The organism is Spongiibacter pelagi (genome assembly GCF_014705705.1).
Classification (GTDB): domain Bacteria; phylum Pseudomonadota; class Gammaproteobacteria; order Pseudomonadales; family Spongiibacteraceae; genus Spongiibacter; species Spongiibacter pelagi.
This window is the reverse complement of the sequence record NZ_JACXLD010000007.1, coordinates 92,139-106,761: the sequence shown is the minus strand read 5'-3', so window position 1 is coordinate 106,761 and position 14,623 is coordinate 92,139. Positions and strand designations below refer to the sequence as shown.

Annotated in this window: 11 protein-coding genes; 4 read left to right on the top strand and 7 right to left on the bottom strand. The window is 51.9% G+C overall.

Annotation, left to right across the window (positions count from 1 at the left end):
• Positions 1 to 12 precede the first annotated feature (12 nt).
• Positions 13 to 444: an HIT family protein gene (locus IB286_RS12335; protein ID WP_190765990.1), complete on the bottom strand. Its 432-nt coding sequence runs from the start codon at positions 442 to 444 to the stop codon at positions 13 to 15.
• A 135-nt stretch (positions 445 to 579) separates the two neighbouring features.
• Between IB286_RS12335 and IB286_RS12330 the strand changes: the two genes are divergently transcribed.
• Both IB286_RS12330 and IB286_RS12325 read left to right on the top strand, forming a co-directional pair.
• Positions 580 to 2,307, top strand: a complete 1,728-nt coding sequence (locus IB286_RS12330; protein WP_190765988.1) for a proline--tRNA ligase — start codon at positions 580 to 582, stop codon at positions 2,305 to 2,307.
• A 24-nt stretch (positions 2,308 to 2,331) separates the two neighbouring features.
• Positions 2,332 to 3,003, top strand: a complete 672-nt coding sequence (locus tag IB286_RS12325; protein WP_398285141.1) for a lytic transglycosylase domain-containing protein — start codon at positions 2,332 to 2,334, stop codon at positions 3,001 to 3,003.
• A 9-nt stretch (positions 3,004 to 3,012) separates the two neighbouring features.
• Here the strand turns inward: IB286_RS12325 and IB286_RS12320 are convergent, their stop codons facing one another.
• From IB286_RS12320 to IB286_RS12300, 5 genes are all read right to left on the bottom strand, one after another.
• Complete coding sequence (locus IB286_RS12320; protein WP_190765986.1) at positions 3,013 to 3,522, bottom strand: periplasmic heavy metal sensor; 510 nt, start codon at positions 3,520 to 3,522, stop codon at positions 3,013 to 3,015.
• Between the two features lie 23 nt (positions 3,523 to 3,545).
• Positions 3,546 to 4,022 (bottom strand): hypothetical protein, encoded by a 477-nt coding sequence (locus IB286_RS12315; RefSeq protein WP_190765984.1) that lies wholly within the window; start codon positions 4,020 to 4,022, stop codon positions 3,546 to 3,548.
• A complete protein-coding gene (locus IB286_RS12310; RefSeq protein ID WP_190765982.1) occupies positions 4,019 to 4,672 on the bottom strand; it encodes an RNA polymerase sigma factor in 654 nt (217 codons plus the stop codon). The genes IB286_RS12315 and IB286_RS12310 overlap by 4 nt, the downstream gene beginning before the upstream one ends.
• A 21-nt stretch (positions 4,673 to 4,693) precedes the next feature.
• Positions 4,694 to 5,191 carry an EF-hand domain-containing protein gene (locus tag IB286_RS12305; RefSeq protein ID WP_190765980.1) on the bottom strand — a complete coding sequence of 166 codons (498 nt, stop codon included), beginning with the start codon at positions 5,189 to 5,191 and terminating at the stop codon, positions 4,694 to 4,696.
• A gap of 98 nt (positions 5,192 to 5,289) precedes the next feature.
• Positions 5,290 to 5,958: an NUDIX hydrolase gene (locus IB286_RS12300; protein ID WP_190765978.1), complete on the bottom strand. Its 669-nt coding sequence runs from the start codon at positions 5,956 to 5,958 to the stop codon at positions 5,290 to 5,292.
• Positions 5,959 to 6,146: 188 nt separating this feature from the next.
• Here IB286_RS12300 and IB286_RS12295 point away from each other — a divergent pair, with 188 nt between their 5' ends.
• Together IB286_RS12295 and IB286_RS12290 are read left to right on the top strand one after the other, a co-directional pair.
• Positions 6,147 to 7,541 carry a wax ester/triacylglycerol synthase family O-acyltransferase gene (locus tag IB286_RS12295; RefSeq protein WP_190765976.1) on the top strand — a complete coding sequence of 465 codons (1,395 nt, stop codon included), beginning with the start codon at positions 6,147 to 6,149 and terminating at the stop codon, positions 7,539 to 7,541.
• Positions 7,542 to 7,646: 105 nt separating this feature from the next.
• Entirely contained in the window at positions 7,647 to 9,638 is a 1,992-nt protein-coding gene (locus IB286_RS12290; protein WP_190765974.1) for an SDR family oxidoreductase, read from the top strand.
• A 52-nt stretch (positions 9,639 to 9,690) separates the two neighbouring features.
• Here the strand turns inward: IB286_RS12290 and IB286_RS12285 are convergent, their stop codons facing one another.
• Positions 9,691 to 14,556, bottom strand: coding sequence for an NAD-glutamate dehydrogenase (locus tag IB286_RS12285; protein ID WP_190765972.1), 4,866 nt, complete (start codon positions 14,554 to 14,556; stop codon positions 9,691 to 9,693).
• Between the last annotated feature and the right edge of the window lie 67 nt (positions 14,557 to 14,623).

Below are 14,623 nucleotides of genomic sequence, written 5' to 3'. Positions count from 1 at the left end.
CATTTAGCGATCTTAAGCGATCACAAAAGAACCCTCTGACTCTTCCGTAAAAGCCTCTTTTAACACTGCCAAACGCTCATCTCGCAAGCTCGGCTCATAAGCCACTCGCGGCCGCGCTCCCCAAACCGGGCCGGGCCATGCCGGGTCATCTTGGAAGCGCGCAATATGGTGAAAGTGTAACTGCGGCACCATATTGCCCAGCGCCGCCAGATTGAGCTTTTCAGCCCGAAAAAGCTGCTCTAAAAGGCTCGCAGCAAGATTCGACTCCCGCAAAAACTGCTGCTGTGAGGCCCAGCTCAACTGGTGTAGCTCGCGTAAATTTTCTTCGCGGGGCACCAGAATCAGCCAGGGATATTGGCTGTCATTCATCAATAAAACTCGGCACAGAGGCAGATCACCAACAACAAAGGTATCTTCGGCCAAGCGGGGGTGAAGGGAAAACATATTAGCTCCTTATTCATCCCTCATCTGTACGCTGCCAGACAAGGGTCGTAAAATGCGGCTCTTACATCGCCGTCTGCCAACTCTCAACGACAGGCAGGCTTGCGAACACAACGCTGTTTAAGGATCTATTGTTACATGCGCGCCAGTCAATTTCTTATCGCTACTATTAAAGAAACCCCCGCCGATGCGGAGGTGATCAGCCACCAACTGATGCTACGGGCGGGCATGATCCGCAAACTGGCAACCGGCCTGTACTCGTGGCTGCCGCTGGGCTTGCGGGTACTGCGCAAGGTAGAAACCATTGTGCGCGAGGAAATGGATCGCAGCGGCGCACAGGAAGTGATGATGCCGGTGGTACAACCCGCTGAACTGTGGGAAGAGTCCGGCCGCTGGGAACAATACGGCCCAGAACTGCTTCGCATTAGCGACCGCCATTCGCGCAGCTTCTGCCTTGGCCCAACCCATGAAGAGGTCATCACCGACCTGATCCGCAATGAGATCAAAAGCTATAAACAACTGCCGGCGAACTTTTATCAGGTACAAACCAAGTTCCGGGATGAAATTCGTCCACGCTTTGGGGTAATGCGCTCCCGCGAGTTTGTGATGAAAGACGCCTACTCCTTCCATAAAAATCAGGAATCCTTGCAGGAGACCTACGATGTTATGCACGCCACATACACCAATATCTTCACTCGCTTAGGCTTGGATTTCCGCCCCGTTATTGCCGACACCGGCTCTATTGGCGGCAGCGGTTCACATGAATTCCACGTACTCGCCAATTCCGGTGAAGATGATATTGCCTTCTCCGACACCTCAAACTACGCCGCCAACGTGGAAATGGCCGAAGCTCTGGCTCCTGCGGGCGAGCGCCCCAGCGCTACCGAAGCGATGGAAAAAGTGGCCACTCCCGATGTACACAGCATTGAGGAAGTCAGCCAGTTTTTCAGTTGCGCAGCAGATCGCAGCTTAAAAACCCTGATTGTTTATGGCGTTCAAGAAGAAGGCCAAAGCAAGGCGCCACTGGTGGCACTTGTTGTTCGCGGCGACCACGAGCTCAACGATATCAAAGCGGAAAAACTGGGCGGCATTGCCAAACCGATGACCTTTGCCAGCGAAGAAGACATTAAAGCGGCTATTGGTTGCGGCACTGGCTCCATTGGCCCGGTCGGTTTATCTATCCGCACGATTGTTGATCGCAGCGCAACTCATGCCGCTGACTTTATTTGTGGCGCTAATGAAGACGGTTACCACCTGAAAGGGGTGAACTGGGAGCGCGATCTGGCGCTTGGCGAAATTGCCGATATTCGCAATGTGGTTGAAGGCGACCCCAGCCCAGATGGCGAGGGCAAGATTCTGATTCGTCGCGGTATCGAAGTTGGCCATATCTTCCAACTCGGCACCAAATATTCAGAAGCCATGAACGCTACGGTGCTTAATGAAAATGGCAAAGAGCAAGTCATGATTATGGGTTGCTACGGCATTGGCGTAACCCGCGTAGTGGCCTCTGCCATAGAGCAAAACAACGACGACAAAGGCATTATCTGGCCCGATAGCATTGCGCCTTTCCAAGTGGCAATTGTCGGCATGAATATGCAAAAGTCTGATCGCGTGCGCGAAAAAGCCGAACAGCTCTACACTGAACTGAAGGCGCTTGGGTTGGACGTTTTACTGGATGACCGCAATGAGCGTCCCGGTGTTAAGTTTGCCGATATGGAATTAATGGGCATTCCACACCGCATTGTAGTGGGTGATCGCGGACTGGATCAGGGCATGCTGGAATACAAGCACCGCCGTGCGACTGACAGCGAAGACATTCCTGTAGAGCAAATCGTTGCTGAAGTTAGCAAGCGGGTTTCTCGCTAAAACTAACGAGTATAAACTGTCGCGGTGAACGCATCCTACCAACGTCAAACTAACCATCCCACAATCAAGCTTCTTGTAGCACTGATTGCGGGATGGTTATTGATTGGCGCTCCCTTGCCAACACAGGCAAGTGCCTCGTCAAAAATCACTAGCTCGCCCCTTTCAGAAGAGCAACTTGCTCTGCGGCAATTTTTGAAAGACGGGATTGAACAAGCCAGCAGTTTTGAAGATCGCTTCGACGCCGAGGTTTGGCTGCTGGACATGTCTCAACGAATCAGCCCGTTTATAAAAGATCCCGAACAACGCCTCCCTTTTCTACAAAATGTTCACCGCGAAGCCTCTGCGGCCAAGCTACCTCCAGAATTGGTACTGGCCTTGATTCAAATAGAGAGTGGCTTTGATCGCTTCGCTGTTTCTAGCGCGGGAGCACAAGGGCTAATGCAGGTCATGCCTTTTTGGAAAAATGAAATTGGTCGACCTGACGACAACCTCAGTCTGGTCAGCACCAACCTGCGCTACGGCTGCCAGATATTGCAGTTTTATCTGCAGCGCGAACGCGGCAATTACCATCGTGCACTCGCCCGCTACAACGGTAGCTTAGGGAAAAGCTGGTACCCGGAGCGGGTGTTCAAAGCGTGGCGCAAACGCTGGTATAACGGCGAATTAAGTTATACCCCGGTTAATTCAACCCCCTGATCCGTTTTTTTATCTTGGCGGCATGGTTTCAGGCGAGATGCTAACCGGTGGACGCTCGCCTTTATGCTCCATCGGTCTTGGCGGCGGACGACGATCCATCTCTCTATGCAAAAAAGCCTTCATCACCTCTTGGCGCTGTTCCAGCGGCACTCGGGGCAAAACCTCACTCATTGCTCGATGCCCCACCGCTTTTAATTCCTGCTCTGCAACACGAATTCTCTCAAAACCACCCGCGAGAGTTCCGGCATCGACACTAGGGGCCTGAATCAATTCAAACATGGCTCGACGAGCTGCGCGCACTTCTTTAAACGCCCGACGAAATTCAGAGCGCCGCTCATGCATGGCCTCATGTAACTGCGGCAGTGGCTCACCCGCTGTGCGAAACATCTGCCGATCGAATCTCGCCATGGCCTGACGCTCGTGCCCACCAAAACGGTAACCGAGTAACACACCGATTAAGATGCCATTAATCACCAGCGAGAGGGCCAGCCCAGAAGCCAACCAAGTTTGCCGTGTCATCCTATTCTCCTACCCTGCCCGGCTCATTCTTGAAACCAAAGCGTTTGTTCATCGCTATCAAAAAGCGTCTGTTCACTAAAATAAAAAATGCTATTGCCTGCCTCATCAGCCAGTGTTTGATCTGCCAATAAAGACCCAAACACACTGGTATAGCCCAGCAATACACCCAAAGCTAAAGAAGCCAGGGCACCGCCAAAACCATAACTCAATATACGCCGATCCAGCGCCTCGACTTCTGTTGGCACAACAGCGCCATGCTGAGCCTGATCGGAAATATTCTGCAAGCGCCGCATAAATTGGTCGCTCAACTCAATGTCATCGACATGGGAATGAAAAAACGATGACAGGCTCGCATCCTGAGCCTGCGCATCCAACCAAACCTGCCGGTTTGCCGGAAACAGTAGCAACAAGCTCAAGCAAACGCGCCAAGCAAGGGGCCAGTCGGAAGCTCGCCCACCGAAGCGCATCAATAATTGCTGAAACAAGGGACTCGGTTTCATCGATTGGGCTCCTTTTTATCGGCTACCGGCGGCTTATCGGCTACCGACGGCTTACTGGCAGCCGGCGGCTTATTGGCAACCGGCGGCTCAACACTGGCGGTTTTGGCCAATTGCTGCTTCAAAAGATTGCGACCTCTTGCCAGTAGGGACTCAACCGCTTTTAGGCTTACGCCCAAAATTTCAGCGATATCGCGACTGGCCAAATCTTGGTAATAACGAAAATACAGTGCCATCCGCTGATTCTCAGGCAGCATACCGAGTTCAAACTGTAACGCCGTATAGGCTGGTTCTTCGGCAGACATTGAAACTTGCTCGGTTTCGCAGAATGTATCTTGGCCGGGATTCTCAAAGACATCCTCGTCCACCCCCAATTGCTGACGAGCCTGTACCCGCTGACGATGATTCAAGGCGGCATTGCTGGCAACACGGTATAGCCAAGTTTGTAATTTGGCGTTGGCTTGCCATGAGGACGCTTGTTGCCAAAGAGACTCAAACACTTCCTGGCAAAGATCCTCCGCCTCAGCGCGGTCTTGCACAATGCGGTAGCAAATATTCAACACGCTGCGGCTATGACGAGAGAGCAGTTCAGAAAAGGCGCGGGAATCCCCCCGCGCCACAGCTTTCATTAAATGTTCATCACTGCTCTGCACGCACTAGCAATCCTTTAGTGATTACTCTTCCGCAAAATCAGGCCGGCCGTGGCCGTCGCAGTCACCGGGTTTGCCGTGCTTAAACCCACCGGGGAAGCCGCCTTTATGATGCTCGCCTTTGCGAAACTCTCCTCTGTGAAATTCACCGCGGTCCAATTGCCCATCACCGTTGGCATCACGCTCTGTCAGTTTCAACATTGCAAGCTGCTGGGCCTCTTCAGAGGAAACCATACCGTTATTGTCGGTATCGGCGCGACTAAAACGATCCTCACGCGAACCGGTACGCTGCTCGCGCTGCTGGGCTTTGAATTCTTCAATCTCGGCACGAGTCACACTGCCGTCAGCATTGAGATCCATTTTCATAAAGCGCTGTGCATGGTGCTGAGCCATCTGCTCAATGCTGGGCCGCCCCTCTGGGCCAAATTCTGGGCGAGGGCCATTCATTTCAGCAAAGGTATACGTGCTCACTGCAAGTAGCAGAGTAGCGGCGGCAAATTTTAGGGTTGTGCTTGCGTTCATGTTTTACTCCGAAAAAAGACCATTAGCTTGGTCGTTATCGGTTAAACACCGCAGTAGGGAAAAACCCTCGCACTTTTTGAATTTATTTTTAAAGCGCTTTAGCTTTTGAAAAACTCATAGCGCCACACACCATCTTCCAAGTAGCAGCGGTTGCGCGATCCCACCTTGCTTGGGTCTTTGCTGGCATACCCGGCATCGCCTTTATAGAGCATACAAAGTACACCGAGGTGTTTGTTGATTTGCGGCTCAATGAAAGGCACTTCCCGCGCCGCATAAAAAGCCCGCGCCTCGGCCACACTATCGCATGACGCCAATTCGGTGAGGGTCACCACGGTTGGCGGCATCATCGCCATTTCGCCCATGCGGTGATAGCGCAGCAATGTTTTAGGCAGGGTCCACATATGGTCATCCATTTCCTGACCATCAACCACGACCTCTACCTCGCCAACCTCACTGAGAAAAAACCAAGTCGCGAAACGTTTGCCCATTCCCGGCGGGGTTGTCCAATGGGAAATAAGCTGGAACTCCGACTGGTCCAAACTCAGGCTGGCTTCCTCCTGAGTCTCTCGACTTGCCGCGACACGGGCAATCAACGCCTCAGACTCCATGCCAATTTCATCTTCTGGATCAATGGTGCCACCGGGGAATACCCAGTGCCCGCCACCGACTTTCAGTTGTGGGTGACGCCGTAAAACCAAAACCTCTAGGCCCTGATCTGAGTCTCGTACCACCACCGCCGTGGCCGCTTTTCTTATGTCTTGAGTCATGCAGTGTTCCCGAGCGGGCTTATCTGTTATGTTCGGCTTGCCAGCGTCCTGAAGTGAATTGACCGAAAAAATTAAAACAAGGTCAGAACGAGCAATAGCCGGGGTGCTAATTAGGGCATAGACTTTTACGGTATTCAATAAACGGTACCGCAATAACGATTTCACGATTATTAAAGGGAAGTGTGAATATGTCGAAACTGTCCATAATGGATTTGGCTTTTTTTCTAACAGAATCTGATGCAAGCCCCAAGCATATCGGCGGTTTGATGATGTTTCGCAAACCTGCCAAAGCACCGGCAAATTTCGTACAGCAAGCCGTAGAGCAATATGTTGGTACCGCTGACGATGTTGGCGCTCCGTTCAATCAAGTGATCAATTTCACCAATTTGACCGGCCCCTGCTGGGAAACAGCGATTAACTTTGATGTTAAAGAGCATATTCACTACCACACCCTAGAAGGCGACGATTTCCGCGACAGCCTTTATGAATTGGTTGGCGACCTCCACGGCCCGATTCTGTCCCGCGACAAACCCATGTGGGAAATGCACGTTATCGAGGGCATTGACGACCAGCGCTTCGCGCTTTACACCAAACTTCACCACGCCTACGCCGACGGCGTAACCATGTCTTCGATTCTGGCTCAAAGCCTGAGCAAATCAGCTACCGAAAAAACTACATCAACCATGTGGGCAGCGCTACCTAAAAAGCGCCAGGAAAACGCGGCGGACAGCGTGTCCATTATGAAGGCGCTGACCAAGCGCGGCGGTCGCTACACCGACTACATCCGCACCCTTGCCGGGCTGAGCAAACTCACCGCACAATTAGCACTGGAAAGCGTTCACCTGACCAAAAACGCCGTGGCGGTTCCCTTCAAAGGCCGCCCGAAAACACCGTTAACCGGCCGGGTGATTGAGGGCCGTCAGTTTGCCAGCGCCTCAGTGCCAATGGATAAGGTAAACCACCTTCGTCAACTCACCCGCTCTACCCTGAACCATATTGCACTGACCTGCATTGATGGCGCGCTGCATCGCTACCTGCAGGATTGCGATGCCGATATCGATCAACCCATCGCCGTACAAATGCCTGTTAACTTGCGCCGCAAAGGCGATAACAGCATGGGCAATAAAATTGGTATCGTGCTGGTGGAGCTGGCCAAACGTACCGAAGACCCCTATGAGCGCTTGCGCGAAATCGGCTTTACTCTACGCAATGTTCGCTACCAGATTGACGGCGTGCCCGCCACATCCGTCATGGCCTACACCGTATTACTCGGCAGCTTTGCCCAATTAGCGGAAATGCTGCGTTTGGAAAATCGCGTACCGCCACTGGGCAACACGCTGATTTCCAACGTACCCGGCCCCAATGACCAACTTTATCTAAAAGGTGCCGCGCTGGAAGAAATGTATCCCATCAGTGCGCTAACTCCGGGTAACCATTTGAATATAACCATCTATAGTTATAACGGACGCCTGCAATTTGGCTTGGTTGCCACCTCGGCACTGCCTCGTATGGAGCGTTTGGGCGATTATATTCACGAAGCTTTTGAGGATCTCGAAAAAGCGGTAACCACACCGCGCCCATAAATTCGCAGCACAACAATATGTAGAAAATAAAGGCGGCCATAAAGAGCCGCCTCAAAAATTTCCATCATTCTCACAACAGGATAATTTCAATAAAGGGAGAAAGTTATGGCTTATTTTATTACCGGCGGCACCGGCTTTATCGGCCGTTTTCTTATCGAGCGTTTAGCAAAACGCCGCGGCCCCATTTATGTATTGGTGCGTCGCAGCTCTAAACAGAAATACAAACAATTGCTTGAAGCCACTGGATTGACTGCCGAGCAGCTCATTCCCGTCTATGGCGATCTATCCAAGCCTCGGCTCGGCATATCTCCTAAAGAGATGGCCAAGCTCCATGGTAATGTTCGCCACTTCTATCACCTAGCTGCTATTTACGATCTCAAGGCGGACGCTGAAAGCCAGGAGGTCGCCAATATTGACGGCACCCGCAATGCCATTGCGGCGGCCGAAGCCATGGGCGCAAAATGTTTTAACCTCGCCAGCTCAATCGCCGCCGCAGGGCAATATCCCGGTGTGTTCCGCGAAGATATGTTTGACGAAGCGACCGGGCTGGAACACCCCTACTTCCGTACCAAACATATCTCCGAAGGCTTGGTGCGCCGCGAGTGTAGCATTCCCTACCGCATTTACCGCCCGGCGATGGTAGTGGGCGACTCCAAAACCGGCGAAATGGATAAGGTCGACGGCCCTTATTATTTCTTCAAATTGATTCAAAAACTGCGCAGCCGAGTGCCTCAGTGGATGCCACTGATTGGTATTGAAGGCGGGCAAATGAATATTGTGCCGGTGGACTATGTTGCCGACTGTATTGATTACCTGTCTCACCAACCCAAACTGGACGGACAGTGTTTTCACCTGACCCAGTCCCAGGCCAAAAAAGTGGGCGAAGTGCTGCAGATTTTCGCCGATGCTGCCCACGCACCGCGCATGGCCATGCGTATTGATACCCGTATGTTTGCCTTTATCCCGGCCAGCATCCTCGGCATGATCAAAAACCTGCCACCCGTGCGCCGTATTATCAATGCGGTATTGGCGGATTACGGCATCCCTCGCGACGGCCTGCAATTTATGAATATGCCGACCAAGTTTGATACCCGCGATACCGAGCGCGCCCTCAAAGGCAGCGGCATTAAATTGCCAGAACTGGAGAGCTACGCTGAAAAAATCTGGGATTACTGGGAGCGTAATCTCGATCCAGACCTGCATAAAGATCGCAGCTTAAAAGGCAATGTCAGTGGTAAAGTGGTGGTTATTACCGGCGCCTCATCAGGCATTGGTAAAGCCGCTGCACTGAAACTGGCCGAGGCTGGCGCTCAAGTGGTACTGGTTGCGCGCACGCTGGAAAAATTGGAAGAAACACAGGCCGAAATCAAACGCAAAGGCGGCACCAGCTTTGCCTATCCCTGCGATGTTTCCGATCTCAATTCCTGTGACGAGCTGGTCAAAACCGTGCTGAAAAATCACGGCCATGTGGATGTGCTGGTCAATAACGCCGGCCGTTCAATTCGCCGCTCACTGGAGCTGACCTTCGATCGTTTCCACGATTTTGAGCGCACCATGCAGCTGAATTATTTTGGCGCGATTCGTTTGGTAATGGGGCTAGCACCATCGATGCTGGAACGTCGCGCGGGCCATGTCATCAATATTTCTTCCATTGCCGTTATCGTTGGCACCTCGCCTCGCTTCTCGGCCTATGCCGCTTCAAAAGCCGCGCTGGATGCCTTCTCACGCAGTGCGGCAGCTGAATTTTCAGACCGCAATATCGCCTTCACTACCATCAATATGCCACTGGTACGCACCCCCATGATTGGGCCAACCTCAATCTACAATGCGGTGCCTACGCTGACGCCAGAAGAAGCGGCGGATATGATTTGTGATGCGATTGTGCGCCGTCCAAAACGGATTGCGACCGGCTTGGGCATTACCATGCAGGTGCTGAATGCGATTATGCCGAAGGCGACGGAAATTATTATGAACACGGTATTCCGCACCTTCCCTGACTCGGCTGCCGCCAAGGGTGAAAGTGAAGGGGAGCAGAAGCCCGAGGTTTCTTCAGAACAAGTTGCGCTGGCGGCGGTACTGAAAGGAATTCACGTTTAAATCACTCTTTATGAGTTCAAACGGGCCGCTCTCCGCAAGGAAGCGGCCCTTTTTAAGCCAAAGACCCTTCCACTAAATCCTGCAACTCCCGCTGCACCACGGTAAAGACTGACAAGTCATTTGCCACTGAAGTTTTCACGGCGTTGATGGTGGTGAGATAACGATTAATTCGCGCTTCGCTTTTTTGCTGCCACTGATCAAAAGCCATAGTGGCATCAGCGACTTGCGACTCAGCGCTGTCCATGTCTCTACCTTCACCCGCGTCATTCCCGCTCCCACGGTTAGCGCCAAGCAAGCCAATTGCCAGTTTTCGTACCAGCACTTCGATATTATCTACGTAAGATTCCCGCGCTAAATCCTGCCAGCGACCATCGGGTTGCCAAGCAATTAATTGCTGGAGCGCCCAATCCAAACAGAGGCGATCAATCAAGCGAAATACCAAGCTGACAAAAACCTGTGCCTCAACGTGAATCTCAAGTGCCGCATCAATACAACCGGGCAACAGAAAGAAGGCATCAAAACTGGCTACCCGTTCGGCAATCGCTTGCGGCACGCCAGCATCCTGCCACGCCTGCACCTGGGCCTGCCAAACCTGCATCCAGTTATCCGATTGCAAATTGCTCAACACCGGTAACATTTGATTAAATCCGGCCTGCATTTGCTGAATGGCTTGCTCGGGAGAAAGGTCGTGTTTATTGCGTAAAAACCAGCGTGTACTGCGGCGACCCAAGCGCATAATCTGATGGAGCAATTCGTATTGCACCGAGCTAGCCACCTGATGATCCAACTTCTCAATCTCGGCCCACAATGCATCCAACTCAAATAGCGCCATCACCACAACAAAGGCTTTTGCGGTTTTGGCTGGGCTGGCACCAATAGATTGCTCCTGCCTCATACAGTAGGTGAAGCCCATCAAGTTGACCATTTCATTAGCCAATTGCGTGGCCACAATCTCCCGACTTAGCCGGTGCTCAATAATTTGTGGCCCGTATTGTTCCCACAATCGGCGGGGAAAAGCCCGGTAAACCCGACGCGCCAGCCAAGGGTCTTCTAGCAAATCGCCGTGCAATAGCTGCTCTTTTAAATCCACTTTGGCGTAAGACACCAGCACCGACAATTCGGGCCTCGTCCAGCAGGTGCCCGCCTGCCGATATTCTGCCAAGCTGTCATTGTCGGGAATAAACTCCAGCGCCCGCACCAAGCGCCCCCGCCCCTCCAGATATTCAAGAAAACGCAGATAATCGTGGTGGTGTTTTTCGCGCCGAAACTGCGCCAGACTTATCGCCTGTGTCTGACGATAATTATTGCGCAACACCAACTCACTAACCTCACCCGTCATATCTACCAATAATTGGTTTCGCTGTTTAAAGGTCAGGTCATCCGATTCAAGCTGGGCATTGAGCAGAATTTTGATATTTACCTCATGGTCGGAGCAATCCACTCCCGCCGAGTTATCAATAAAGTCGGTATTACAAATACCGCCAGCGCGACAAAATTCCATACGACCCAACTGGGTCATACCCAAATTGCCACCTTCACCAAATACTTTGCAGCGCAACTGACGGCCATTCACGCGCAGACTATCATTGCTGCGATCACCCACATCGGCATTGGTTTCAGTAGCAGATTTAACATAGGTGCCAATGCCTCCGTTCCAGATCAAATCCACTTCCGCTTGCAATAGCGTCTTGATTAAATCGTTAGGTGAAAGTTGCTTTTCCTCGGTGCCCAGCAAGTTCTGCATTTCTGAACTGAGTTCAATATGCTTGGCACTGCGAGAAAACACCCCGCCCCCGACAGAAATTAGCTCCCGATCATAATCGGTCCAGCTCGAATTTGGCTTTTCGAATAGACGTTTACGCTCGCGCCAAGAAGACAGCGCATCCGGGTTGGGGTCGATAAAAATATGCAAATGATTGAAGGCAGCAACCAAGCGCGTCTGCTGAGACAGCAACATGCCATTGCCAAAGACATCACCACCCATATCGCCAATACCAATGGCCGTAAAAGGCTGCTCCTGAATATTGATGCCCAACTCGCGAAAATGCCGTTGCACAGCGACCCAAGCCCCGCGAGCGGTAATGCCCATCGCCTTGTGGTCGTAGCCGTGACTACCGCCAGACGCAAAAGCATCACCCAGCCAAAAGCCGTAGTCCAAGGCAATATCATTGGCGATATCAGAAAAGCTGGCGGTGCCCTTGTCAGCCGCAACCACAAGATAGGGGTCATCGTCATCGCGACAAACCACACCCTCAGGGTGGATCACATCCGCGCCACGGCGGTTATCGGTAATATCCAATAAGCTACGAATAAATTGTTGATAGCAAGCTACGCCCTCGGCAAAAATTTCCTCCCGCTCGCTAAGCCCTGCGGCTTTACGAGCCACAAAGCCGCCCTTGGCCCCTGTGGGCACAATAACCGCATTTTTAACCTGCTGAGCTTTAACCAAGCCGAGCACTTCTGTGCGGAAATCCTCCACCCTATCAGACCAGCGAATACCGCCACGGGCGACTTTGCCGCCGCGCAAATGCACACCTTCCACGCGGGGGGAATACACATAAATCTCAAATTCCGGGCGCGGCTCCGGTGCAAAACTCAGTTCACGCGTATGGATTTTCAGCGCGATACAACTGCGCTGCCGGCCTTCATTATCCTGCTGGAAAAAATTGGTACGCAGTGTCGCTTCAATAGTGTGCAAGTAATGGCGCAGAACCTGATCCTCATTGAGGTTTTGCACCTCGTCCAGCGCATCGTGAATGCGCTGATGAAGTTTGCCTATTTTATCTTCGGCACTGCGCACCTCACTGCGCCGGGGGTCAAACAGGCAGCGAAACAGCGCCATGAGGTCGCGGCAAATATCCACATTATCGACCAGCACCTGGGCGATATAGTGCATGCTGAATGGACTACCCAACTGCTTAAAATAGCGGGCATAGGCGCGCAATAAAGCGACCGAGCGCCAATCCAACCTGGCGGCAAACACCAGTCGGTTAAAACTATCGTTCTCCGCTTCGCCCCGCCAAATCGCACGCAGGGCATCCTCATAGGTGTCTCGCACCGCATCGATATTTAGCGACTGTCCGGTAGAAACCGCATGTTCCAGCGAAAAATCATGCATCCAGATCAGGCTATTATTATCGGGACAAATTTCGTAAGGGTGCTCAACCAAGACCCGTGAGCCCAAGTTTTCTAGCAGCGGCAAAATATCCGATAACTGCAGTGAGACCTCGCGATGAAACAGTTTTAGGCGCAGTAAATTTTCCTGCGCGCCCACCTCATGAAACAAACTAATACTGATATCACTGGGGCCGTTTAAGCGTTCGCACAATTCAATATCATTAACCGCCAGCCACGGCGAAAACCTCTCTTGATAAGAAGCGCTAAACGCATTGCCATAGTGGATCGCCAGCTGCCGACCATGCTCTTCACCCAATCGCTCGACACACAGCTCCGTAAAGCGATCATTCCAATCCCGGCACAATTCACTGATCTCTCGCTCTAGTGCGGTCACATTCAGATCGGGAAGCCCAGCTTCACCGACACGAAACACCAGACGAATACGCGCCAGAACCGACTCCGCCAAAAACTGCGTAGTCAGCTCGCAATCGTTACTCCCAATAGCGTGGGAAAGCAGCTTTTCAATTTGTCGCTCCTGCTTTACCGCTTCTCGCGGCAAATGCACAATGCAACTGACAAACTTATCAAAACGGTCATAGCGCACCAGCAATCGTACCGTGCGCCGCTCATACACTTTCCATGTGCTGAGCAAGGTTTCCAATAACTCTTCCTGACTGGCTTGAATCAAATCATCTCGCGGGTGGCGCTCAAGAATCGAAGCAAAGGTTTTACCATTGTGACTGGCATTATCGAGCTGGGAATGTTGAGTTAACCAACGCGCTTTACTACGCAATAGCGGAATTTCCGACACGCTTTGAAAGTACATACTCGCGGTATACAAACCCAATATGCGGGTTTCGCCCACCACTTTTCCGTCGTTAGCAAAGCGCTTGATAACCACATAGTCGGCGTAAACATGACGATGCACGGTGGATTTATGAGAGGCCTTGGTAAACGCCAATACCGAACTTTGGGCATAGAAGTCGGCAAAACCCTTGCCAAGTGCAGCCAAGTCGCTTTCCGGCAACAGCTCACGCTTGCGCAACACACCTAATTGTTGCCCCGCTTGTTCCACAATTTTTTGCTCGCCTTCCACCCGACTCAGCAAAAAATCACTCATGCCCAAAAAGGTAAAATTGCCCTCGCGTAGCCAGTGTAAAAAAGCCAACTCCTCATCTTGGCTACTATTCGCTTCCGCCTCAGCGATACAGTTATCCACTCGGCCCAGCATGGCTTCAAAGTCGCTCACAACCAGAGAAACATCGGTAAAAGCCGATTTCAGAACCGCTTTAATTTCACTCAACCGCGCTATATCTGAAGTCGCATCAATCAAAATAAAGCCCAGGCTTTCCGATTGAGCTGTGGCACCGTCAGGAGCTTGGGCGTCTACCAATAGGCCACCAGCATCGCGATGCACCCGCATCACCACGCTTTCAAAAAGGTGAATACCCAATTTTTCCTTGTTCAGTGCAATGCGCAGGGAGTCCACCAGAAAGGACATATCACTCTGGCAGTAATAAATCACGGTGTGCTTGCTCACCCAGCCATCGGCCTCAAGGTCTGGGTTAAACACCGTTAATAGCGATTCGTCAGAACCGCGTTTGCAGGCAAAACGGAACAGTCCGTAGAGCACGCCAAAATTGGCTTCTGGCTCCCAGTCCAATTGGGACTCGTCCGGGTGAACATGAATAAGCTGATCGACAAATTGGCTGAACAGACTGGCGTTATCAGCATCCAAGCGAGTCTGAGCGATCCCTCTGACCCGTTTAACTAATTGCTGTCGCGTACTCAAACTGCCCATACACCACACCTCCGGTATTTATTTTTACTCTGACCCCATTTTGTTACAAACTGTGCGGCAGTTAAAA